We start from the raw sequence: 23627 nt of genomic DNA on the forward strand, positions 1-23627 counted from the left end.
GGGGGAAGGTCGGGATGGGGGTCAGCTACAGGCGACGCTGCAAGCGGAGAGAGCAGATCCCCACCCGCTTTGCTCTGCGAGCAAAGCGACCTCCCCTTTTCAAGGGGAGGTTATGGAAAGAAGCGGTCCCGGATTGCGCGGAGCCTGTCATCGGGCGCGCGTTCGCGCGACCCGTTGGCTCCATCCGGGCTACGAGCGCTTACAGCATGCTCGGCAGCACGCGATCCGGCGGCTTGTGGGCGTCGAGGAAGGTTCGGATGTTGATGATCACCTTCTCGCCCATCTCGACGCGGCCTTCGATGGTGGCCGAACCCATATGCGGCAGCAGCGTCACCTTGCCGGCCTTGGCGAGCCGCACCAGCTTCGGGTTCACCGCGGGCTCGTGCTCATAGACGTCGAGGGCTGCGCCGCCGATATCGCCGGCTTCGATCAGCTTGATCAGCGTGTCCTCGTCGATCACCTCGCCGCGCGCGGTGTTGACGACATAGGCCTCTTTCCGGATCAGCTTGAGCCGCCGCGCCGAGAGCAGATGATAGGTGGCCGGCGTGTGCGGGCAATTCACCGAGATGATGTCCATCCGCGCCAGCATCTGGTCGAGGCTTTCCCAATAGGTCGCCCCGAGCTCTTCGGCGATCATAGGCGCCACCGGGCGGCGGTTGTGATAGTGGATTTGCAGGCCGAAGGCGCGGGCACGGCGCGCCACGGCCTGGCCGATGCGGCCCATGCCGACGATGCCGAGCCTCTTTCCACCGATGCGGTGGCCGAGCATCCAGGTCGGCGACCAGCCCGCCCAATGCTGCTTGCCTTCGGTCAGGATCGAGGCGCCCTCGATCAGGCGCCGCGGCACCGCCAGGATCAGCGCCATGGTCATGTCGGCGGTGTCCTCGGTCAGCACCTTCGGGGTGTTGGTCACGGTGATGCCGCGGGCATGCGCCGCCGCCACGTCGATATTGTCGACGCCATTGCCGAAATTGGCGATCATCTTCAGCTTGCAGTCGGGCTGATTGATCACGTCCTCGCGGATCATGTCGGTCACGGTCGGCACCAGCACGTCGGCGGTTCGCGCCGCCTCGGCGATCTGCTCCGGCGTCATCGGCGTGTCGTCGAGATTCAATCTGGCGTCGAACAACTCGCGCATCCGGGTCTCGATCGAGTCCGGCAGCTTGCGGGTGACGACGACGAGAGGCTTTTTCTTCACCGACATGTCCTGCTTTCATGACGCGCGGCTTGCCAAAAAGCAAACCGTTGAGGCCTCATTAACCCGGTTGTTCGACACTGCTGATAGCCGCGCTGTCCCGGCGTTTCCTTCGCGTTTCCTAGGGTTCCCCGATACTTGCCCCGGCTCTTCGCCAAGGCGAAACGACGGGCAAATTCGGGTGTTCTGGCTCTCAGGCGTTCCGTCCTCTCTAGCAGAAGGCCGGGCCAAGACAAGAACCCCTCGGACTTGCAGTGCGGGAGCGAACGGCGCAGGCGCAGGGGCCTTCGGGCGTGGTTTGGGTTGCAATTCGCCGAATGCGGGTTGGGCATTTCGGCAGGAGACGAGTTGATGGTCTGGCGTTTCGGTTCATTGGTGGCGCTGGTCGGAAGCATGCTGAGCGCGTCGGTCATCCCCGGACATTCCGCCAAGGATATGAGCCCCACCACCAGCGGCCTGCCGATCCCGCGCTATGTCAGCCTGAAGTCGGATCACGTGAACGTCCGGGCCGGCCCGACCAAGGACAATGACGTCGCCTGGGTCTACACCCGGTCGGGGCTGCCGGTCGAAATTACCGCCGAGTTCGAGAACTGGCGCCGGGTGCGCGATTCCGAGGGTGCCGAAGGCTGGGTCTATCACTCCCTGCTGTCCGGCCGCCGCACCGCCGTCGTCACGATGAAGAACAAGGACGATCTGGCCTCGCTCTACGACCGTCCCGACGCCACCAGCGCGATCGCGGCGCGCCTGCAGGCCGGAGTCGTCGCGCAGGTGAAGAAATGCGCCAATAACTGGTGCCGGGTCACCGGCAGCGGGTTCGACGGCTGGATCGAGCAGCAGCGCCTCTGGGGCGTCTACGCCGACGAGAAGGTTGATTGAGCTTCCCCGACCGCAAATGAAAATGGCCGGGACGAGCCCGGCCATCACAACTCAAATCGACGGTAAGACGGTTCAGCGCTTCTTGCGCAGCCGTACGACCATGTCGACGCGGGAGATCTCGTAGCCTTCGGGCACGTCGGGCATCTTCGACAGCACGAGGTTCGGGTCGGGAATGTCGACCAACTCGTGGTTATGCTCGAGATAAAAGTGGTGGTGCGTCGACACGTTGGTATCGAAATAGGTTTTCGTGCCGTCGACGCTGACCTGGCGCAGCAGGCCGGCGTCGGTCAGCTGGTTCAGGGTGTTGTAGACGGTCGCCAGCGACACCGGAACCTTGGCCAGCGTGGCTTCCTCGTACAGCATTTCAGCGGTCAGGTGGCGGGCACCCTTGCCGAACAACAGCCAGCCCAGCGCCATGCGCTGACGGGTCGGCCGCAGACCGGCAGACTGCAACATCTCGTTGACGTCATGCCACGGACAGCCGGTCAGGGCAGGGTGGTGACCAGCGCCCCGGGCAGCCGGGTGCACGGCATCATCGTTCACAGCCGGTACTTCCTCGTTCATATCCACTCTATGCACCCAACTCAGGCAATATTCCTCATAAATATAAAAAGGATGCCTATCAGATGCAAGTTTTTCGCAACTAGAACGAATCCAAGCGGCGGTAGAAACCTAAGGAGAAGCGGTCATTTATCCTCGGAATGCCGCTTTGCCGCCCAGTTGGCGCTATGTTAGAGAGCGCGCGGACCACATATGCGCTTTCGGTAGAGATAACGGGCCGTAGCGTACCCAGGTAGCGCCAAGATGCGGGACGGGTTATTCCGGTTCCCGTGGGTAGATCAAGGTCCGACCAAGCAAAGCGCTCATCGGGACATCAGAGGTGGAAAGAGGATGCTGGATCGGCGCGGCGGTTACGAATACGAGGATTTGCTGGCTTGCGGGCGGGGCGAGCTTTTCGGTCCCGGCAACGCCCAGTTGCCGCTGCCGCCGATGCTCATGTTCGATCGCATCAGCGAGATTTCGGAGAATGGCGGCGAGTTCGGCAAGGGGCTGGTGCGCGCCGAGCTCGAGGTGAAACCGGATCTCTGGTTCTTCGGCTGCCATTTCAAGAATGATCCGGTGATGCCGGGCTGCCTCGGCCTCGATGCCATGTGGCAAATGGTCGGCTTTTACCTTGGCTGGATCGGTGGCGAAGGTCGTGGCCGCGCGCTCGGCCTCGGCGAGCTGAAGTTCTCCGGACAGGTGCTGCCGCAAGCGCGCAAGGTTGTGTACAACATCGATATCAAGCGCGTGATGCGGTCAAAGCTCGTGCTTGGAATTGCCGACGGGTGGCTTTCCATGGACGACGAGATTATCTATCGCGCCAAGGACTTGAAGGTCGGGTTGTTCAAGCAGGGCACGGCTCCATCTTGAGCAGGATCATCATGCGGCAACATAAAGGCAGGGCGAGGCGAACATGAGGCGGGTTGTCATCACGGGGATGGGTATTGTCTCGTCCATCGGTAACAACACCCAGGAAGTGCTTGCGAGCCTCTACGAGGCGAAGTCGGGCATTTCGCGCGCGGAGAAGGCCGCCGAACTCGGCTTCCGCTCGCAGGTGCACGGTGCGCCGACACTCAATCCTGCCGAGGTGATCGATCGCCGCGCGATGCGGTTCCTTGCCGAAGGTGCGGCGTGGAATCACGTTGCGATGGAACAGGCGATCCGCGACTCGGGCCTCGAGGAAAGCGAAGTCTCCAACATCCGTACCGGCATCATCATGGGATCCGGCGGTCCGTCGACGCGCACGCTGGTGGAGGCCGCCGACATCGCGCGCGCCAAGGGCCCGAAGCGCGTCGGTCCGTTCGCGGTGCCGAAGGGCATGTCCTCGACCGCGTCGGCGACGCTCGCCACCTGGTTCAAGATCAAGGGCGTGAACTATTCGATCTCGTCGGCCTGCGCGACGTCGAACCACTGCATCGGCAACGCCTATGAGACGATCCAGATCGGCAAGCAGGATGTCATCTTCGCCGGCGGTTGCGAGGAACTCGACTGGACGCTGTCGGTGCTGTTCGACGCCATGGGCGCGATGTCCTCGAAATACAACGACACGCCCGCCACCGCCTCGCGTCCCTACGATCTCAACCGCGACGGCTTCGTCATCGCGGGCGGCGCGGGTGTCGTGGTGCTGGAAGAGCTCGAGCATGCCAAGGCGCGCGGTGCCAGGATCTATGGCGAGGTCGTCGGCTACGGCGCAACCTCCGACGGCTACGACATGGTGGCGCCGTCGGGCGAGGGCGCCGAGCGCTGCATGCGCATGGCGATGTCGACGGTGAACACGCCGGTCGACTACATCAATCCGCACGCCACTTCGACGCCCGCCGGCGATCCGCCGGAGATCGAGGCGATCCGCAAGGTGTTCGGCACCGGCGACAAGTGCCCGCCGATCTCGGCGACCAAGGCGCTGACCGGCCACTCGCTCGGCGCCACCGGCGTGCAGGAAGCGATCTATTCGCTGCTGATGCTGAACAACGGCTTCATCTGCGAGAGCGCGCATATCACCGAACTCGATCCGGTGTTTGCCGACATGCCGATCGTGCGCAAGCGCATCGACAACGCCAAGCTCAACACCGTGCTGTCGAACTCGTTCGGCTTCGGCGGCACCAACGCGACGCTGGTGTTCAGGCGGCTTGACGCGTGATTTCGCCTCTCCTCGCTTGCTGAGGGACATCCGCGGGCAGCGAATGGGAACATTGCAACGATCCGGAATGGGGTGGGAATGATTATCGAACCGCGCGTGCGAGGCTTCATCTGCACGACGGCACATCCCGTCGGCTGCGCCACGAATGTCCGCGAACAGATCGCCTATGTTCTGAAGCAGGGTCCGGTCGCCGACTGCCCGAAGCGCGTTGCCGTGCTGGGCTGCTCGACGGGGTATGGCCTCGCGAGCCGCATCGTCGCGACCTTCGCCGGCGGCGCCGATACGATCGGCGTGTCGCTGGAGCGCGAGCCGTCGGAAAAGAGAAGCGCCAGCGCCGGCTGGTACAACAACCGCGCCTTCGAGATCGAGGCCCAGAAGATCGGACGCTCGCCGCTCACGCTCGAAGGCGACGCCTTCTCCGACGAGCTGAAGGCGACCTTCATCGAGCGCGTGCGCGAGAAATTCGGGCAGCTTGATCTGCTGGTCTACAGCATGGCCGCGCCGGTCCGTACCGATCCCGACACCGGCAAGACCTATCGTTCGGTGATCAAGCCGCTGGGCGCCCCGGTCGAGATCAAGACGCTCGACACCGAGACCGGCGAGGTGTTCCAGACCACGCTCGAGCCGGCGAGCGAGGAGCAAACCGCGGCGACCGTCGCGGTGATGGGCGGCGACGACTGGAAGCGCTGGATCGACCAGCTCGCGGATGCCGGCGTTTTGGCGCCGGGCTTCCAGACGCTCAACTACACCTATATCGGCAGCGAACTGACCTGGCCGATCTACTGGAACGGCACGCTCGGCCGCGCCAAGGTCGATCTCGACAGCAAGGCGGAAGCGATCCGCGGCCGGCTCGGCGCGGACGCGGCCCGCGTCGTCGCGCTGAAGGCCGTGGTCACCCAGGCGAGCTCGGCGATTCCGGTGGTGCCGCTCTATGGCACGGTGCTGTTCAAGGTGATGAAGCAGCTCGGTCTCCACGAAGGCTGCATCGAGCAGATCGATCGCCTGTTCCGGACGAAGCTCGGTAAGGGCGTCGAGCTCGATGACGCGCAGCGCGTCCGGGTCGACGACTGGGAGCTGTCGCCCGAGGTGCAGACGGAAGTGTCGCGGCGCTGGCCACTGCTCACCACCGAGACGCTCGGCGAGTTGGCCGATCTCGGCGAGTACAAGAGCCAGTTCCTGCGCCTGTTCGGCTTCGGCATCGACGGCGTCGACTATACACAGGATGTCGATCCCCGCGTCGTGCCGGGTTAGGCCGTTCGGAAGCATCCTATTGAGCTTGAAGACGGGAGCGCTCTACTGCGCTGAGACTATCCGAGCAGAAAAGCACCCGTTATCTCGCGCCATTCAGAACCGGGCGTAATTCTCGATGACTAAGCGCTCAGCCCGTTGGTATCTCTATTGGGTGGAGTCGGACGGTTACGAGGATTGTTTCGTTGTCGCCCGAAATAGTCGCAGTGCTCGCGCGGTTGAGTGCGAAATGAATGGCTTTGACCCGGGTGAGGTCAAAGCTACCAAAATTATGAGTGTTACTGAGCGCGCAGAGCGCGCCTATAGACGAGGGCAGGAATTCAAAGAGAGGCCGTGGCCGTGGTACGTATATGGAAAGAAATTCTTCGAACACTTAGGAGCTAGTTTCAGGACGATTAAGGGCCAAGCTATTACGCTAGCATTCAGTTCGCAGTTCAACACTTTGGCATGCCTGACGGCATGCCAAAGAAACTATTCAACAAGAATCAAATCGAAGAAATGGGAGTGTTCTTCGAATACTTCTCACCGAAAGCCGACGCTATTTGAGTATGTTCGAGATCCAGCTAGGAGGGGTGCGATCTGAGAATCGTAGGCCTCACAAGCTCCTTGGATAACGTCTCGCTTCATTCGGGTTGGATGAAGCTCACCCCGCCGCGATCTTCTCTGCGCGCTGGAACGCGGGCCGGGCCACGCAGCGGCCGATATAGGCCTCGAATGACGGCCGCGACGGCACCATCTTGAACACGCGCACCGCAAAGTTCAGTCCCGCGCCGATCGCGATGTCGGCCGCGGAGAATTGATCGCCGAGGATCCATGGCCCCTTCTGCAGCTCGGCGTCGAGCACGTCGAACACCTGCGCGGCGCTGCCCCATGCCGCGGTGCTGGTCGGCACCTCGAGCTTGGTGAAGAGCTGGATCAGCGCGGGCTCGATGCAGCTCGGCGAGAAGAATAGCCACTGCAGATAGCGCGCCCGCTTCGGGTCCGTCGCTGCCGGCGCGAGTTTGGTCTCGGGATAACGGTCGGCGATATAGGCGCAGATCGCGGCGGCCTCGGCGAGCTGCGCGTCGCCGTCGGTCAGCGCGGGCACCTTGCCCATCGGGTTGATCTTGAGAAAATCGGGCGATTTCTGCGCCCCGGTGCTGATGTCGGTCAGCACCCGTTCGTATGGCAGGCCGGATTCCTCCAGCAGCCAGATGGCTGAGAACGAGCGCGAGCGCGGCGACCAGTACAGCTTGATCATGGCTTAGCCTCCGATGTGCGGTTTGTTCTCATCCACCGATAGTGCTTCATCATGAAGCCGGTGACCGGATGGGGCGCTTCCTTCTCGAAGATGAAGCCTTCGCGCTCGTACCAGCGCCAGGCCTTCTCGTTCTCGCGGACGCATTTCAGCCAGATCTCGTCGGGCATCTGCCGGCGCGTGAAGGCAAGCAGCTCGCGTCCCAGGCTCCGGCCCTGATAGGCGGGGACCACCATCAGCTGATCGAGCAGCAAGGTCGGCAGGTGCAGCGCCAGCATGGCGGCGATGGCGCCGCGATCGTCGGCCACGAACAGGCTCCAGCCGCCGGCAATCTCGCGCGGCAGGCGGACACGCAGATCATTCAACAGGTTGTCGCTGGCTTGCGAGAGCCCGGTCGAAACCCAACTCGCCATCCAGGCGCGCGCGATCGCGTCATGTTCGTCGGGACGAGCGGGGCGGATGATCGGCAGCGTCATTGTTCCCTATCGCCTTCGACGCCGGCGGCGCGACGCTGTGGGTGCATAAAGGTGAAAGCCCGCGAGCGCCTCGCGGAGCTTTCAACTCTAGCGTAGTTGTTTGCGACCGGCGAGCCCGGCGGCTCACACGCCGAGCGTGCCGGCCTTTGCTGCCGCATAGCGCTCAGCCACGGCCTTCCAGTTCACCGTATTCCACCACGCCTTGAGATAATCGGGGCGGCGGTTCTGGTAGGTCAGGTAATAGGCGTGCTCCCAGACGTCGTTGCCGAGCAGCGCGCGCTTGCCGTCCATGATCGGATTGTCCTGGTTCGGCCGGGTCTCGATCGCAAGCTTGCCGTCCTTGGTCACGGTGACGAACACCCAGCCGGAGCCGAACACGCGCCCGCCGGCGGCGTTGAAATCGGTCTGGAATTTTTCCATGCCGCCGAGGTCGCGATCGATCGCGGCGAGCACCTCGCCGTCCGCCTTGCCGCCGTTCGGTCCCATGATCTGCCAGAACATGGTGTGGTTGGCGTGGCCGCCCATGTTGTTGCGCACGCCGGTGCGGATCGCCTCCGGCACGCTGCCGAGATTGGCGAGCACCTCGACGACCGGCTTCTCGGCGATCTGCGGATTGTCCTTGGCGAAATTGTTGAGGTTGGTGACATAGGCCTGATGATGCCGGTCGTGATGGATTTCCATCGTCTTGGCGTCGATATGCGGCTCCAGCGCATTGGTGGGATAGGTCAGCGGATCGATCTTGAACGGTCCGGCGGGGGCCTGCGCGAATGCCGTGCGCGATGCGGCTGCGGCCGCGGCGATGCCGCCTGCTGCGATGATCAAATGGCGTCGGGACATCGAGGACATCGTGGTTCTCCGTGCTGGGAAAGCTTCCTGATGTTAGGCCCGAGTTGTGAACGGGTTCCAGCGAATCCGGTCACAATGCCGGGTCAAAATCGCGCATGCCGATCAGCGGAGATTGATTTGCGTCCGATCTCGGCAAACCAAAAAGGGCGGCCACAGGGCCGCCCTTTTCGTAACAGTCGATTTGCTAGTCGATTGGCCTTGGCTTACTCGCCGGCAGCTTCGCGCGGCGCCGCAGCCGGCGCTTCGGTCTTCTGCTTGGCCTCGAGATCTTCGCCGGTCTCCTGGTCGACCGCCTTCATCGACAGGCGGGTCTTGCCGCGATCGTCGAAGCCGAGCAGCTTGACCTTGACCTTGTCGCCTTCCTTGACGACGTCGGAGGTCTTCTGCACGCGGTTGGACGCGAGCTGGCTGATGTGGACGAGGCCGTCCTTGGCGCCGAAGAAGTTCACGAACGCGCCGAACTCCATCACCTTGACGACGGTGCCCTCGTAAATCTGGCCGACCTCCGGATCGGAGGCGATCGACTTGATCCACTTGATCGCAGCCTTCATCGCCTCGCCATCGTTGGAGGCGACCTTCACGGTGCCGTCGTCCTCGATGTTGACCTTGGCGCCGGTCTTCTCGACGATCTCGCGGATCACCTTGCCGCCGGTGCCGATCACTTCGCGGATCTTGTCGGTGGCAATCTTGAAGGTCTCGATGCGCGGTGCGTATTCGCCGAGCTCGGCGCGCGCCGCGGTCAGAGCCTTGGCCATCTCGCCGAGGATGTGGATGCGCCCTTCCTTGGCCTGGCCAAGCGCAACCTTCATGATCTCTTCGGTGATGCCCTCGATCTTGATGTCCATCTGGAGCGAGGTGATGCCGTGGTCGGTACCGGCGACCTTGAAGTCCATGTCGCCGAGATGATCCTCGTCACCGAGGATGTCCGACAGCACCGCGAAGCGCTGACCTTCGAGGATCAGGCCCATGGCGATACCGGCGGTCGGCCGCTTCAGCGGCACGCCGGCGTCCATCAGCGACAGCGACGCGCCGCACACCGAAGCCATCGAGGACGAGCCGTTCGACTCGGTGATCTCGGAGACCACGCGGATCGTGTACGGGAACTCGTGATGCGGCGGCAGCACCGGGTGGATCGCGCGCCAGGCGAGCTTGCCGTGGCCGATTTCGCGGCGCTTGGTGCCGCCGAGGCGACCGGTTTCACCGACCGAGTAGGGCGGGAAGTTGTAGTGCAGCAGGAACGTTTCCTTGTACGTCCCCGACAGTGCATCGATGTACTGCTCGTCCTCGCCGGTGCCGAGCGTGGTCACGACCATCGCCTGGGTCTCACCGCGGGTGAACAGCGCCGAGCCGTGGGCGCGCGGCAGCACGCCGGCTTCGGCGATGATGTTGCGCACGGTCTTGGCGTCACGGCCGTCGATGCGCTTGCCGGTGTCAAGGATGTTCCAGCGAACGATCTTGGCTTCCAGTTCCTTGAACACGCCGGCGACGCGGAGCTTGTCGTATTTCGGCTCCTGGCCTTCCGGGAAGAAGTGCGCCAGCACCTTCTCCTTGACGGCGCCGACCGCGGCATAGCGTTCCTGCTTGACCGGGATCGCATAGGCCTTGCGGAGCTCCTGTTCGGCGATGCCGAGCATCTCCTTCTCGATCTCCGAATTGTCGATTGTGGTGACTTCGCGCGGCTCCTTGGCGGCCTTCTCGGCGAGCTCGATGATCGCGTTGATCACCGGCTGGAAGTGGCGGTGGCCGAACATGACCGCGCCGAGCATCACGTCCTCGTTGAGCTCCTTGGCTTCCGATTCGACCATCAGCACGGCGTCGGCGGTGCCGGCAACGACGAGGTCGAGCTGGGTCTCGGTCATCTCGTCCAGCGTCGGGTTGAGCACGTATTCGTCATTGGCGAAGCCGACGCGCGCGGCGCCGATCGGGCCCTTGAACGGCGCGCCCGACAGCGTCAGGGCGGCGGAGGCGGCGACCAGCGACACGATGTCCGGATCGTTCTCCATGTCGTGCGAGAGCACCGTGACGATCACCTGGGTCTCGTTGCGCCAGCCGTCGACGAACAGCGGACGGATCGGGCGGTCGATCAGGCGGGAGACCAGCGTCTCCTTCTCGGTCGGACGGCCTTCGCGCTTGAAATAGCCGCCGGGAATGCGGCCCGCGGCGTAGGTCTTCTCCTGGTAGTCGACCGTGAGCGGCAGGAAGTCGACGCCCTCGCGCGGCGCCTTCGCCGCAACGACGGTGGCAAGCACCACGGTCTCGCCGTAGGTGGCCATCACGGCGCCATCAGCCTGGCGGGCGATCTTGCCGGTTTCAAGTTTGAGGGGACGTCCACCCCAGTCGATTTCGACGGAATGCGAATTGAACATTTCGGTTTTCTTTCATGGTTTCACGAAAGCACGGCGCCCTGAAACACAAAGACCATGCCAAGACGGCGAGACACTGATGCGCTGTCGCGATCAGCATCCGGCGATCCTGCCATGGTCCCTGGATTTCGGATGGCGTCCATCCTTTCGGTCATCTGGGCATCTTGCCCGGTCCAGCGGCCGGATTGCTGCTGGACGCTAGTGTGCATGGCGCGACTGCCATGCTGCGCTTGGTCATCTTTCGACAATTCGAAAGCCCGAGTTCACGGACGACCATGCGAAAACGCGCGCGAACCCTCGCGCGCGTGCTTCTCAAATCAACGACGGATGTTGTGCTTTTCGAGCAGCGCCTTGTAGCGCGCCTCGTCCTTGCGCTTGATGTAGTCAAGCAGGGAACGACGCGTCGACACGAGCTTCAGGAGGCCGCGGCGTGAATGGTTGTCCTTCACATGGCTCTTGAAGTGCTCGGTGAGGTTATTGATGCGTTCCGACAGGATCGCGACCTGAACCTCGGGCGAGCCGGTGTCGCCGGCTTTGTTGGCATTCGTCTTGATGACTTCCGCTTTGCGTTCGGCGGTAATCGACATCGTCAGTTACTTTCATCGTTGCGAGCCGGACCGGCAGTCAGTCCGTTCAGGTTGAACACGCGCTTGGGGATGAGTTCGCCATTGCCAATTTCGGCAAGCGCGAGAAGCCGGCCTGCCACCGTGACATAGACTGTGCCGCTGGTATTGGGCGCATCCCGTCCGCGCAACAAAACGGCCTGGCCCCTGTGGAGCCTTGCCGCATCAGCCCGTGTGACGGCCAGTGCCGGGATGTCGTCCAGCGCGGTCTCAACGGGCAAAAGCGCGTCGGCGAGGCTGCCCTCGCCAGACGCGGCTCTATTGCATAAAGCCTCCAACTGTTCCAGCGGAATCATGTCTCGTTCGGTAAACGGACCGACAAGGGTTCGCCGCAGGGCGCAGATATGGCCGAAACAGCCCAGAATCCGGCCCATATCGCGGGCCAGCGCCCGGACATAGGTTCCCTTGCCGCACTCGGCCTCGAACACGGACTGGCCGTTATCGCCATGTTCCACAAGGGTTAATTCGTGAATTTCGACCGGGCGCGGCTTCAGTTCCACAGTCTCGCCGTCGCGCGCCAGATCATAGGCGCGCTCGCCCTGCACCTTGATCGCCGAATATTGCGGCGGGATCTGCTCGATCACCCCGGTAAAGCGCGGCAACAGTTCCCGGATCGAATCGGCGGTCGGCCGGCTCTCGCTGGTCCTGACCGGCCGCCCCTCGGTGTCGTCGGTGTCGCGCTCCTCGCCCCAGCACACCGTGAAGCGGTAGCGCTTGCGGCCGTCCATCACGAACGGCACCGTCTTGGTGGCCTCGCCCAGCGCGATCGGCAAGCCGCCGGAGGCGAGCGGATCGAGCGTGCCGGCATGGCCGGCGCGCTTGGCCTGGAACAGGCGCTTGAGCACCGCGACCGCCTGCGTCGAGGTCATGCCGATCGGCTTGTCGAGCACCACCCAGCCGTGGACGTCGCGCTTGTCGCGGCGCGGCTGCTGGTTCTGCCTGCCCTGCTTCTGGCGCGGGTCGTTGTTGGTGCGGCGCGCATCGTCGGTGCGCTGGCCGGCAAAAGCATCCCGCTCAGCGTCGCGCGCGTCGGCATCCTTCGCGTCGACAACGCTGTTGGTCGTCATCACAGTCATCACTCGTCGTCCGAATCGGGTGCAAGGTCTCGCTGCACCGCAGGTGTCCGCAGTAGTTTCTCGATGCGCTCCGCCTCGTCGAACCGCTCATCGACGCGGAAGCGAATGTCGGGTGCAAATTTCAGGTTGACGCGGTGCGCGATCTCGCCGCGAAGGAATTTCTTGTTGCGCTCGAGCGCGGATATCACCGTGTCGGTGTCGCGGCCGCCGAGCGGCATCACGTAGATCGTGGCGAGCTTCAGATCCGGCGACATACGCACCTCGGGAACGGTGATGATGTGGCCTTCCAGATCGGGATCGTGAACCTCACCCTGTGACAGAATCTCGGCAACTGCATGGCGAACCGTTTCGCCGACGCGCAGCTGACGTTGCGATCCGCCGGGGCTGGAACTCTTCTTTTGACGGGGCATGACCTTTTTCCAAAACCGTCGCGCCCGCCAGCCGTGGCCGCGGGCATCAATGTCCTTGCTTTGCTTTCAATCGGACGATGCGCTGGTGGCCGGACTAAAGTCCGGCCACGCCGTCGCATTTTCAGTTAAATGGACCCAACGCCTAGCAAGATCTGCGCTTCGTAAGATTTGGACTTACAGAGAGCGCTGGATCGTCTCGATGCGGTAACACTCGATCACGTCGCCGACACGCATGTCGCCGTAGTTCTCGAATGCCATGCCACACTCCTGGCCGGCGACCACTTCCTTCACTTCATCCTTGAAGCGCTTCAGCGTCGACAGCTTGCCTTCGTGCACCACGACGTTGTCGCGGATCAGGCGAACATTGGCGCCGCGTTCCACGGTGCCGTCGGTGACGCGGCAACCCGCGACCTTGCCGACCTTGGAAATGTTGAACACTTCCAGGATCTGCGCGTTGCCCAGCATGGTTTCGCGCAGCGTAGGCGCGAGCAGGCCGGACATCGCCTTTTTGATGTCATCCACGAGGTCGTAGATGATGTTGTAGTAGCGGATCTCGATGCCGTTGCGCTTGGCCGCGGCCGCCGCTTCCTTGTTGGCGCGGACCGAGAAGCCGATGATCGCGGCGTTGAAGCCTTCCGCCAGCGTGACGTCGGATTCCGAGATGCCGCCGACGCCGGCATGCAGGATGCGGGCGGCGACTTCGTCGGTGCCGAGCTTCTCGAGCGAGCCCAGGATCGCTTCCAGCGAGCCCTGCACGTCGGCCTTGACGATCAGCGGGAACTCCTTGCGGCCCGCGGTCTTGAGCTGCGACATCATCTGCTCGAGCGAGCCGCGCATGCCCGAGATCGAGGCCGCGGCATTCTCGCGCTTCTGGTGCGCGCGATAGCTCGTGACCTGACGGGCGCGGGCTTCGTTCTCGACCACGGCGAGACGATCGCCGGCTTCCGGCGGGCCGTTGAAGCCGAGCACCTCGACCGGCACCGAAGGGCCGGCCTCTTCGAGATTCTCGCCCTGGTCGGAGATCAAGGCGCGGACGCGGCCCATCTCGGCGCCGGCCACGATGATGTCGCCGACGCGCAGCGTGCCGCGCTGCACCAGCACGGTCGCGACCGGACCGCGTCCGCGATCGAGCTTGGCTTCGATCACGGTGCCTTCCGCCGGACGCTCCGAGTTGGTCTTCAGGTCGAGGATTTCAGCCTGCAGCGCGATCATCTCGAGCAGCTTGTCGAGATTGGTCTTGTTCTTGGCCGAAACCTCGACGTCGACGACGTCGCCGCCGAGCGATTCGACCTGCACCTCGTGCTGGAGCAACTCGGTGCGCACGCGCTCCGGCCGCGCATCCGGCTTGTCGATCTTGTTGATCGCCACGATCATCGGCACCTTGGCCGCTTTGGCGTGATTGATCGCCTCGATCGTCTGCGGCATCACGCCGTCATCGGCCGCGACCACCAGCACGACGATGTCGGTGACCTTGGCGCCGCGGGCGCGCATCGCGGTGAACGCGGCGTGGCCGGGTGTGTCGATGAAGGTGATCTTGGTGCCGCTCTCGGGCGACAGCACCTGGTAGGCGCCGATATGCTGGGTGATGCCGCCGGCTTCGCCCGATACGACGTTGGCGTGGCGCAGCGCGTCGAGCAGCGAGGTCTTGCCGTGGTCGACGTGACCCATGACGGTGACCACCGGCGAGCGCGGCTCGGTGTCGGTGGAATTGTCGACGACGTCGAACAGGCCCTCTTCCACGTCGGACGCCGCGACGCGCTTGACGCTGTGGCCGAGTTCTTCGGCGATCAGTTGCGCAGTGTCGGCATCGATCACGTCGGTGATCTTGTGCATCGCGCCCTGCTTCATAAGCATGCGGATGACGTCGACCGCGCGTTCCGACATGCGGTTCGCGAGTTCCTGGATCGTGATCGCTTCCGGAATGGTGACTTCGCGGATCAGCTTTTCCTTCGGTTCGTTCGACGCATGCCCCTTCAGGCGCTGGGTGCGGCGGCGGAACGAGGCGATCGAACGCTCGCGCACGTCGTCGGCGTTGAGCGCAGTGGTCAGAGTGAGGCGGCCGCGCTCCTTCTGCGGGCCGGGCTTGTGGGTGGTCTTCGGAGCCGCGGCGGGGCGCACGGCGCCGCCGGGGCGGCGCACTAGGCGCGGACCTTCGTCTTCGTCCGGCCCGGCCGCAACTGCCGCCGGCCGCGGCGCAGAGGCTGGTGCGCGCGCGGTTGTCGTGGTGGTCGGGCGTGCTGCGGGCGCGCGGGCAGGCGGAGCAGACGCAGGTGCGGCTGTCGCAGGCCTGGCCGCTGTTGTGGCCGGAGCGCCGGGTTTGGCTTCGCCCTCGCCAAAGCGGCGCTTGGCCTCGACCTCGGCCTTGCGCTTGGCCTCTTCCTCGTGGCGGTGGCGCTCCTCTTCCGCTTTGCGGCGGGTTTCGGCGGCCTCGCGCTCTGCCTTCTCGGCAGCCTCGCGGACGGCGCGGCGCTTGGCTTCCTCTTCGGCCTGGCGGCGCTCCTCGATGTCGCGCTGACGGGCGTCGGCCAGCGCGCTGGCGCGCGCGGAACGCTCGTCCTCGGTCAGGGTCGGCAGCACCACGCCGGAGCGGGTGTTACGCTGTTGCTGGCCTGGAGGCGGGCCTGAGGGGCGGCCGAGCGGCGGCCTGGCGGCCGGCGCCGCTGGCTTTGCAACCACGGGTTCCGGCGCGTGCGCCTCGCCGGGACCATCGCCACCGACGCGACGCTTGCCGCGCTTCTCGACCACGACCTGCTTGGTCCGGCCGTGGCTGAAGCTCTGGCGCACGGTGCCCGTCTCGACGCGCGGCTTCAGCGACAACGTCTTGCTCGGGACACTCAAAGTCTTGTCGCCAGGGGTCTTGGTATCAACCATTCAGCAGTCCTAATCTCGTTTCGCTGTGCGTTTGCCGCACAAATCCTTCAACGTGTCGTCGTTTGCTGAGCATGACCGGTCGGAAAGACGGCGTCCGCCTTCCCGGATCACGCTCTGGAATTTCTGGCCGCTTCGGCGGTCTTGTCGTCGTCGGCCATCCGGTATCGGACCAGCATCTGGCAGCGCGACAGGAACGTCTTGCTCGCCGGGCCCGCGAGCAGCGCAGCATGTATCACATTTGACCGCCCAAGTGCCAAATCCAATTCTTCCGACGTCAAAACATTGACGACGGGGATTACCGGCGATTCACCACGTTTTTCGCCCCTTTGCCCCACGATCGCGTCCAATTTGCGGATTCCGTCCGCCGCGCCGTCGGAAGCGTGGATCAGGGCTGCAGTTTCGTTCCGGTTGAGTGCGTCCTCGACCTTGCCGAAGCCCGAAACGACCTGACCGGCCTTGGCGGCCATTGCCAGGGCCTCGGTGACGCTGCGCACCAGGAGGGTGTCGGTATCGGTGGGAAGGGTCGGCGCGACGCGGACGTCGCGCTTGAATCCCTTGCTAAATTGGTGACGGCGGACCGCTTCCGCAACGCTGCGCCGCGACGCGGAAACCCAGAGTCCGCGGCCGGGCAGCTTGCGCTTGATATCCGGGATCACCTCGCCTGTGGGCGCGACGACGAACCGGATCAGCTCGTCGATCGGACGCACCTCGCGGCTGACCGCGCACATCCGCGTGGTCGCGGACTTCTGCGTCCGCGGCCCATCGTCGAGATCGGGGTCAGCCTGAGCCAGCATCCGTGGGGCATCTCCTTACGAAGCCGTCGTTTCTGCTTCGGCGGCCTCGGCCTCCTCGGCAGGCTTGGCGAGGTCGGCCTCGGTGATCCAGCCGGCCTTCAGACGGGCCTGCATGATCACGGCCTCGGCCTCGTCGCGCGAAATCTCGATGCCGTCGAGGAACCCGGCATGCTTGGTCGGCTCGCCGCCTTCCTTGCGCTCGGTCCAGCCGACCAGGTCGTCGGTGGCGCAGCCGGCGAGATCCTCGACCGTCTTCACATCGTTCTCGCCGAGCTTGACCAGCATCTTGCCGGTGATGCCGGGCACGTCCTTCATGGCGTCCTCGACGCCGAGTTCCTTGCGCTTGGCTTCCAGTTCCGCCTCGAGCTGTTCCAGATATTCGCGGGCGCGGGTCTGCAGCTCGGTGGCGGTCTCCTCGTCGAAACCCTCGATGCCGGCGAGTTCCTTGACATCGACCAGCGCGAGTTCCTCGACCGAAGTGAAGCCTTCGGAGGCGAGCAGCTGGCCGACCACCTCGTCGACATTGAGCGCTTCCATGAACACGCGGGTCGAGTTCTCGAAGTCGGCCTGGCGGCGCTCCGACTCTTCCTGCTCGGTCAGGATGTCGATGTCCCAGCCGGTCAGCTGCGAGGCGAGGCGGACGTTCTGGCCGCGGCGGCCGATCGCCAGCGACAGCTGGTTGTTGGTGTCGGGAACCACGACCTCGATGCGCTCGCGGTCCTCGTCGATCACGACCTTGGCGACTTCAGCCGGCGCCAGCGCGTTGACGACGAAGGTCGCAATGTCGGGCGACCACGGGATGATGTCGATCTTCTCGCCCTGCAGCTCGTTCACCACGGCCTGCACGCGCGAGCCGCGCATGCCGACGCAGGCGCCGACCGGGTCGACCGAGGAATCGCGCGAGATCACGCCGATCTTGGCGCGCGAGCCCGGATCGCGGGCGACCGCCTTGATCTCGACGATGCCGTCATAGATCTCCGGCACTTCCTGCGCGAACAGCTTCGCCATGAACTGCGGATGGGTGCGCGACAGGAAAATCTGCGGACCGCGGGTCTCGCGGCGGACGTCGAAGATATAGGCGCGGACGCGGTCGCCGTTGCGGAACACTTCACGCGGCAGCATCTCGTCGCGGCGCACGATCGCTTCGCCACGGCCGAGGTCGACGATCACGCTGCCATATTCGACGCGCTTGACGATGCCGTTGACGATGTCGCCGATGCGGTCCTTGAATTCCTGGTACTGCCGGTCGCGCTCGGCCTCGCGCACCTTCTGCACGATCACCTGCTTGGCCGACTGCGCGGCAATGCGGCCATATTCCAGCGGCGGCAGGGTGTCGGCGATGGTGTCGCCGACCTGGGCGCCCGGATTGGCGCGCTGCGCGTCGTGCAGCGAAATCTGGTTCGACGAGTTTTCGACGACGTCGACCACCAGCATGTGGCGGGTCAGCCGCAGCTCGCCCTTCTTGGCGTCGATCTCGGCATGGACGTCGGTCTCGCTGCCGTAGCGGGCACGCGCGGCCTTGGCGATGGCGTCTTCCATCGCCGCGATCACGATGGAGCGGTCGATCGACTTTTCGCGCGCAACTGCGTCTGCGATCTGCAGCAGTTCGAGTTTGTTGGCGCTGACTGCCATGGCTTAGTCTCCTTCGGATGGATCGATCTCGCCACGGCGCGCGCGCTCGGCCGCCAGGCGGTGCTTTTTGGTGTTAGTCGGAGCCGGTTTCTTGCCGGGCTTGTGAGCAGGCTTATCACCAGGCTTGGGTTTCGGCTTCTGGCTCTTCGCCGGATCGCTCTTCTTGGCGTGGGCCGGTTGCGGCGGCGCGAGGCCGAGCTCGCGGCGCAGCTCGCGCTCGGCGGCCTTGCCGCGGCGCATCGATTCCTCGATCAGCTCATCGGTCAGCACCAGCCGCGCGTCCGAGATGTCCTCCATCACCAGGAGAACCTCGGCGTCCTCGTCCGGACGCGGATCGTCGCGCCTGATGCGCACCGCATCGCCCTCGACGCCGGCAAGCACGCCGCGAAACCGCTTGCGGCCCTGATGCGCCACCGCCATCTCGATCTTCACGAGATGCCCGGTGTAGCGCTCGAAGTCGGAGCGGCGCACCAGCGGGCGGTCGATGCCGGGCGACGAGATTTCCAGCCGGTAGGCACGCTCGATCGGGTCGGCGACATCGAGCACCGGCGACAGCGCGCGCGAGATCGCCTCGCAATCCTCGAGCTGCATCGAGCCATCGGGTCGCTCCGCCATGATCTGCACGGTGCAGCCGGCATCGCCCGAGACCTTGATGCGCACCAGGCGATAGCCCATGCCCTGCAGCACCGGGACCGCGACCGCGGCGACGCGCGCCGCGACCCCGGGCTCGACGACGAGACGCGGCTCGGCGAGCAGTTCGGTGTCCACGGACGTGGCGGTCGGTTCGGTCATATCCAGTGTCAAAGGCTGTCTAAGGTCTTAAAGGCTGCCGAGGTCTGTTGTGTTGTTCAGGTGGCCTTAAGGGGCCGCTAACGCTACCCAAACCGGACCCGGCCTCGTTGGGTCCCGTCAGGTAATAAAAAAGAGCGGGTCCCGGGGGGCCCACTCTCCTACGCGATCGTATGAGATACCATAAGTTGCGCTGGATATAGCTCTTTTGCCCGGGTCCGGCAAGGCCCCCGGGTCCGGCGGGAGGCGATTTTACGGCTCTCCGGATGCCGGATTGATCTAACCCTCCGTTTACGAACGGGACCATAGATTGCCGAAAATCGGCAGAAGTCGCCGGTTGGACAAGGCCCATGACGACAGCCCCTGCGCTGATCCCGGAACTCGACGATATCGTTCGCCGCGGCGACCCCAAGCGCCGCGCCGAGGCCGCGCGGCGGCTCGGCGAGCTGTTCCTGCAGGGCGCCGCGAGCTTCCGTCCCGACCATATCGACCTGTTCGACGGGGTGCTGACCAGCCTGGTCCCGCATGCCGAGCTTGCCGCGCGGGTCGATCTCGCCGAACGGCTCGCGCTGCTCGCCAACGCGCCGCGGCATCTGGTCGGGCAGCTCGCCCGCGACGACGAGGTCGCGATCGCGGGGCCGCTGCTGCGCCGATCGCCGGTGATTGACGAAAAGGTGCTGGTCGAGATCGCCAATGCCAAGGGCCAGGGCCATCTGCTCGCGATGGCCGAGCGATCGAAGCTCTCGACTGCGCTGACCGACGTCCTCGTCCGACGCGGCGATCGCGACGTCATCCGATGCGCGGCCGGCAATGCGGGCGCGGCGTTCTCGGACGCCTCCTTCACGACGCTCGTGCAACGCGCCAGCCAGGACGGCGTGCTGACGCTGCGGATCGGCCGCCGCGATGATCTTCCGCCCGAGCATCTGAAGGGCCTGCTCGCCGGCTCGATCGACGTGATCCGCCGCCGTCTGCATGCCGTCGCCAAGCCGGAACGCCAAGCCGAGATCAAGCTGGCGATGACCGAGATCGAGGGCGTGACCGTTCAGGTCGAGGGCCGCGATTTCACGGCCGCGCAGCGCGCCATCCTGGCACTGCATCGCGCCGGCGAATTGAACGAGGCCGCGGTGGCCGGCTTCGCAAAGGCCTTCAAATATGAGGAATGCGTGGCGGCGCTCGCCGCGATGGCCGGCGTGAAAATCGTCACGCTCGATCGCCTGATCTCCGGCGACCGTTACGATCCGATCCTGATCGCCAGCAAGACGATCGGCTTCGAATGGCCGACCGTGCGCGCCCTGATCCTGATGCGGCTCGGGCCGAACCGCGTGCCGTCTCCTGCCGATATCGAAGGTGCGCGGGTGAATTTCGTGCGCCTGATGCCCTCGACGGCGCAGCGCGTCGTGGAGTTCTGGAAGTCGCGCTAGTTCACGCTAACTGCTCTTGGCTCCGTCATCCTGAGGAGCGCCGCAGCCGCGTCTCGAAGGATGCACGGCCACGCTGTTGCAGCCGGGCCGTCGTGCTTCGAGACGGCCGCTTTGCGGCCTCCTCAGCATGACGGATCATCGTGCACACTTCCCAAACCCAAAATCGTTCCGCTATGCTTTCCGCAAGGCGCGACACAGCGCCAACAGGGAGATTGCCATGCTGACGGACGCCGACATCCAAACGCACGCCGCGCGGATCCGCGACGACGGATACACCGTGATCGAGCGCGCCGCCTCGCCCGATCTGGTCGAGGGGTTGAAGGCGGCGGTGCTGAGAATCGAGAGCGAGCACAATCTCGCACCTGCCAGGACGTCGTTCGAAGGCTTCAAGACGCTGCGCATCAACAACCTCCTGACCTATGACGATCTGTTCTGGGAGGTGCCGCTGCATGACAACGTGCTGCCGGTGGTCGAACGCGTGCTGGACAGGGAATGCCTGCTGTCGTCGTTCTGCTCGCTGGTGCTCGGGCCCGGCCAGGAAGCGCAGCCGATTCACGAAGACACCCAATTGATCCCGTTGCCGCGGCCGCACATTCCGATCACGATCAATGCGATCTGGGCGCTGTCCGATTTCCGCGAAGATAACGGCGCGACGCGGATCATCCCGCGCAGCCACAAATTCGATTTGTCGCCCGAATACGGCAAGGAGTACGACGCGGTCACCGCGACCATGCCGGCCGGCAGCGTGATGCTGTTCGACAGCGCGCTGTGGCATGGCGGCGGCGCCAACAGCAGCGACGCCAGGCGCTTTGCCTTCTCCTGCGCCTATTGCTGGGGCTGGATGCGGCAGCAGGAGAACCTGCAGCTCGGCATTCCGCGCGAGACCGCGGCTCGCTTTCCGCGCCGGCTGCAGGAATTGTGCGGCTACAGCGTCTACAAGGGCCAGTTCGGCCACATCGACAATCACGATCCGATCGAGCTGCTCGGCCGCGAGCGCGGCAAGCGGATGGTGTGGGAGGCGACCGACGTCAGGAAGGCGCGGCTGGCGGGGCAGGCGTGAAGATATCCGTCATTCCGGGGCGATGCGAAGCATTGAACCCGGAACCTCGAGATTCCGGGTTCGTGCTTCGCACGCCCCGGAATGACGGCGTCAAGGCAAGCGCTTGAACCTCAAATACGCCGCCTTGCGCCCTTCGCGCTCGGCCTTGGCGCCGTAGCGCGTCATTGTGTAGTTCGGCCACGGCTGCTGCCAGTCGATCGCGCGCTCGGCGAGCCAGGCGAAGTCGGGCGAGCGCATCAGATGCGCCAGCGTCCAGGCGCAATAGTCGTCGATGTCGCTGACGAAGCGGAATTCGCCGCCCGGCGGCAGCAATCGTGTCATCGCAGCGACCGTCGCATCCTGCACGAAGCGCCGCTTCCAGTGCCGCCGCTTCGGCCAGGGATCGGGATGGATCAGGTCGATGCGCGCAAGCGAACGCGTCGGCGCCCAGGCCAGCAGTTCGGCCGCGTCGCCGGCGAACAGGCGGATATTGCCGATATTCAGCGCCTCGATCTGAGTCAGGATCTTCGCCATGCCGTTGACATAGGGCTCGCAGCCGATGAAGCCCGTGGCCGGAAAGGCCTGTGCCTCCGCGATCAGATGCTCGCCGCCGCCGAAGCCGATCTCGAGCCTGACATTCTCGATGCCGTCATCGAACAACTCGGTCAGCGCCTCGGGCGCGGGCGCCGAGATGTCGACCGCCAGATGCGGCAGCAGAGTGTCGATCAGGTCGGCCTGATGCGGGCGCAGCTTGTGGCCCTTGCGCCGTCCGAAGAACGAGCCGCGCGCATGCGCCATCGCGCCGTCGTCGGGGGAATCGCGATCGCCGCGGTCGCCTGGAGCCGGTGTCATCGCAGCGTTTGATAGAGACGGTGGAGCAGCCGCGCGCGCGGCTCGATCGACGAGATGTAGAGCTGCTCGTAATGGGTATGCGCGCCCTTGCCGTCGACGCCGAGGCCGTCGAGGGTCGCCGTGTGTGGCGCGGTGAAATTGCCGTCGGAGCCGCCACCGGTGAACACATCCACCAGCTCGAAGCCGAGCTCGGCGGCCAGCCCCTTGGCGTGCTCGTAGAGCGCGGCGCCGGCGTTGCTTTTCTCATAGGGCGGACGGTTCAATTCGCCCGATATCTTCACGCTGACGCCCTCGGTGCGTGAGGTGATTCCGAGGATCCTCGGCACCAGCTCGTCGGCGTCGGCCATCGTCGGCACGCGCATGTCGACTTCCGCATAGGCCTCCTCGGCGATCACGTTCGGCTTGGTGCCGCCGCGGACGACGCCGACATTGACGGTGACGCCGCGCTTCAGGTCGTTCATCGCCTCCAGCGCCTGGATCACATTGCCGAGCTCCCGGATCGCGCTGCGGCCGTCCTCGGGGCGCGTGCCGGCATGGGCCGGCGCGCCCTTGATGAACACGTCGAAACGCGCAACGCCCTTGCGTCCGGTGACGATCTTGCCGCCGTCGCGCGCCGGCTCGGTCACCAGCACGTATTTCGCCTTGCGGCCCTCGGCCTCGATCAGCGCCCGCGAGGTCGGGCTGCCGATCTCCTCGTCCGATACGTAGAGCTGGGTGATGCCGAGCGGCGGGCGCGCGCCGTCGGCGCAGACCTGCCTGAACGCATGATGGGCGAGGTAGGCTCCGCCCTTCATGTCGTAGATGCCGGGGCCGAAGGCGCTGTCGCCGTCGACCTTGAATGGTAACCGTTCGATGAATCCCATCGGATGAACTGTGTCGAGATGGCTCAGCACCAGGATGCCCGGCGCGTCCTGGCCCCAGGACGAGCGCGTCACCAGATGGTCGCCGCAGCCGTCGCGTCCCGCAATGCGCTCCACCGTGGCCGGCAGGTCGCGATAGCCCGACGCGACGAGATCAGCCAGCTTGTTGACCTGATCGGGCCGCTCGGTCGGAGATTCGATCTCGACCCAGCGGCGGATGCCGTCGAGAATCACGGCGGTTTCGAACGGATTGCTGGACATGCTGTTGTCGTCGCCTGTGAGTTCGCTTTGTCATTGCGCGCACGCGCCGAAGCACGATCAGGAATCATGCTCAAAGGA

At 64.7% G+C, this 23627-nt stretch carries 21 protein-coding genes; 6 read left to right on the plus strand and 15 right to left on the minus strand.

Going from position 1 to position 23627, the window contains the following annotated elements:
* Nucleotides 1-199 precede the first annotated feature (199 nt).
* Nucleotides 200-1204, minus strand: coding sequence for a 2-hydroxyacid dehydrogenase (locus tag ACZBJS_RS31490; RefSeq protein ID WP_057015287.1), 1005 nt, complete (start codon nt 1202-1204; stop codon nt 200-202).
* 342 nt (nt 1205-1546) lie between these two features.
* Between ACZBJS_RS31490 and ACZBJS_RS31495 the strand changes: the two genes are divergently transcribed.
* Complete coding sequence (locus ACZBJS_RS31495) at nt 1547-2071, plus strand: SH3 domain-containing protein (RefSeq protein ID WP_375162557.1); 525 nt, start codon at nt 1547-1549, stop codon at nt 2069-2071.
* A 72-nt stretch (nt 2072-2143) separates the two neighbouring features.
* Here ACZBJS_RS31495 and irrA read toward each other — a convergent pair whose 3' ends face one another.
* Nucleotides 2144-2635: an iron response transcriptional regulator IrrA gene (gene irrA / locus ACZBJS_RS31500; RefSeq protein WP_026192029.1), complete on the minus strand. Its 492-nt coding sequence runs from the start codon at nt 2633-2635 to the stop codon at nt 2144-2146.
* Nucleotides 2636-2962: 327 nt separating this feature from the next.
* On the opposite strand from irrA, the gene fabA reads away from it, so the two are divergent.
* The 3 genes from fabA (at nt 2963) to fabV (ending at nt 6002) form a co-directional block, all read left to right on the plus strand.
* Nucleotides 2963-3484: a 3-hydroxyacyl-[acyl-carrier-protein] dehydratase FabA gene (gene fabA / locus ACZBJS_RS31505; protein ID WP_057015289.1), complete on the plus strand. Its 522-nt coding sequence runs from the start codon at nt 2963-2965 to the stop codon at nt 3482-3484.
* A 43-nt stretch (nt 3485-3527) separates the two neighbouring features.
* Complete coding sequence (gene fabB / locus ACZBJS_RS31510) at nt 3528-4751, plus strand: beta-ketoacyl-ACP synthase I (RefSeq protein ID WP_092081034.1); 1224 nt, start codon at nt 3528-3530, stop codon at nt 4749-4751.
* A 78-nt stretch (nt 4752-4829) separates the two neighbouring features.
* A complete protein-coding gene (gene fabV, locus ACZBJS_RS31515) occupies nt 4830-6002 on the plus strand; it encodes an enoyl-ACP reductase FabV (protein ID WP_316398806.1) in 1173 nt (390 codons plus the stop codon).
* A 640-nt stretch (nt 6003-6642) separates the two neighbouring features.
* Here the strand turns inward: fabV and ACZBJS_RS31520 are convergent.
* The 11 genes from ACZBJS_RS31520 to rimP form a co-directional block, all read right to left on the minus strand.
* Nucleotides 6643-7239: a glutathione S-transferase family protein gene (locus ACZBJS_RS31520; protein WP_057015292.1), complete on the minus strand. Its 597-nt coding sequence runs from the start codon at nt 7237-7239 to the stop codon at nt 6643-6645.
* The gene (locus ACZBJS_RS31525) at nt 7236-7712 is read right to left on the minus strand and encodes a GNAT family N-acetyltransferase (protein ID WP_057015293.1); all 477 of its coding nucleotides are present in this window, start codon (nt 7710-7712) and stop codon (nt 7236-7238) included. Before ACZBJS_RS31525 ends, ACZBJS_RS31520 begins: the two co-directional genes overlap by 4 nt.
* Before the next feature lie 123 nt (nt 7713-7835).
* Nucleotides 7836-8558: a superoxide dismutase gene (locus ACZBJS_RS31530; RefSeq protein ID WP_057015294.1), complete on the minus strand. Its 723-nt coding sequence runs from the start codon at nt 8556-8558 to the stop codon at nt 7836-7838.
* 203 nt (nt 8559-8761) lie between these two features.
* Nucleotides 8762-10924, minus strand: a complete 2163-nt coding sequence (gene pnp / locus ACZBJS_RS31535) for a polyribonucleotide nucleotidyltransferase (protein WP_050383431.1) — start codon at nt 10922-10924, stop codon at nt 8762-8764.
* Nucleotides 10925-11238: 314 nt separating this feature from the next.
* On the minus strand, nt 11239-11508 hold the full coding sequence (rpsO, locus tag ACZBJS_RS31540) for a 30S ribosomal protein S15 (RefSeq protein ID WP_016844725.1): 270 nt from the start codon (nt 11506-11508) through the stop codon (nt 11239-11241).
* 2 nt (nt 11509-11510) lie between these two features.
* The gene (truB, locus tag ACZBJS_RS31545; protein WP_092081024.1) at nt 11511-12620 is read right to left on the minus strand and encodes a tRNA pseudouridine(55) synthase TruB; all 1110 of its coding nucleotides are present in this window, start codon (nt 12618-12620) and stop codon (nt 11511-11513) included.
* Nucleotides 12620-13030 carry a 30S ribosome-binding factor RbfA gene (gene rbfA, locus ACZBJS_RS31550; RefSeq protein ID WP_028343913.1) on the minus strand — a complete coding sequence of 137 codons (411 nt, stop codon included), beginning with the start codon at nt 13028-13030 and terminating at the stop codon, nt 12620-12622. The genes truB and rbfA overlap by 1 nt, the downstream gene beginning before the upstream one ends.
* A 174-nt stretch (nt 13031-13204) precedes the next feature.
* Nucleotides 13205-15901 carry a translation initiation factor IF-2 gene (gene infB, locus ACZBJS_RS31555; protein WP_076824501.1) on the minus strand — a complete coding sequence of 899 codons (2697 nt, stop codon included), beginning with the start codon at nt 15899-15901 and terminating at the stop codon, nt 13205-13207.
* Between the two features lie 107 nt (nt 15902-16008).
* Nucleotides 16009-16695: an RNA-binding protein gene (locus tag ACZBJS_RS31560; protein ID WP_057015296.1), complete on the minus strand. Its 687-nt coding sequence runs from the start codon at nt 16693-16695 to the stop codon at nt 16009-16011.
* Between the two features lie 15 nt (nt 16696-16710).
* Nucleotides 16711-18327, minus strand: coding sequence for a transcription termination factor NusA (gene nusA / locus ACZBJS_RS31565; protein WP_057015297.1), 1617 nt, complete (start codon nt 18325-18327; stop codon nt 16711-16713).
* Between the two features lie 3 nt (nt 18328-18330).
* Nucleotides 18331-19119, minus strand: a complete 789-nt coding sequence (gene rimP, locus ACZBJS_RS31570; RefSeq protein WP_016840382.1) for a ribosome maturation factor RimP — start codon at nt 19117-19119, stop codon at nt 18331-18333.
* A gap of 347 nt (nt 19120-19466) precedes the next feature.
* Between rimP and ACZBJS_RS31575 the strand changes: the two genes are divergently transcribed.
* Together ACZBJS_RS31575 and ACZBJS_RS31580 are read left to right on the plus strand one after the other, a co-directional pair.
* Nucleotides 19467-20537, plus strand: coding sequence for a DUF2336 domain-containing protein (locus ACZBJS_RS31575; RefSeq protein WP_463439721.1), 1071 nt, complete (start codon nt 19467-19469; stop codon nt 20535-20537).
* Nucleotides 20538-20754: 217 nt separating this feature from the next.
* Nucleotides 20755-21597 carry a phytanoyl-CoA dioxygenase family protein gene (locus tag ACZBJS_RS31580; protein WP_057015300.1) on the plus strand — a complete coding sequence of 281 codons (843 nt, stop codon included), beginning with the start codon at nt 20755-20757 and terminating at the stop codon, nt 21595-21597.
* A gap of 90 nt (nt 21598-21687) precedes the next feature.
* On the opposite strand, the gene ACZBJS_RS31585 is transcribed toward ACZBJS_RS31580, so the two are convergent.
* Nucleotides 21688-22428, minus strand: coding sequence for a tRNA (guanine(46)-N(7))-methyltransferase TrmB (locus tag ACZBJS_RS31585; protein WP_057015301.1), 741 nt, complete (start codon nt 22426-22428; stop codon nt 21688-21690).
* The gene (locus tag ACZBJS_RS31590; RefSeq protein ID WP_057015302.1) at nt 22425-23549 is read right to left on the minus strand and encodes a M20 family metallopeptidase; all 1125 of its coding nucleotides are present in this window, start codon (nt 23547-23549) and stop codon (nt 22425-22427) included. The genes ACZBJS_RS31585 and ACZBJS_RS31590 overlap by 4 nt, the downstream gene beginning before the upstream one ends.
* Between the last annotated feature and the right edge of the window lie 78 nt (nt 23550-23627).

It is taken from the genome of Bradyrhizobium sp. KZN70725, assembly GCF_055264925.1.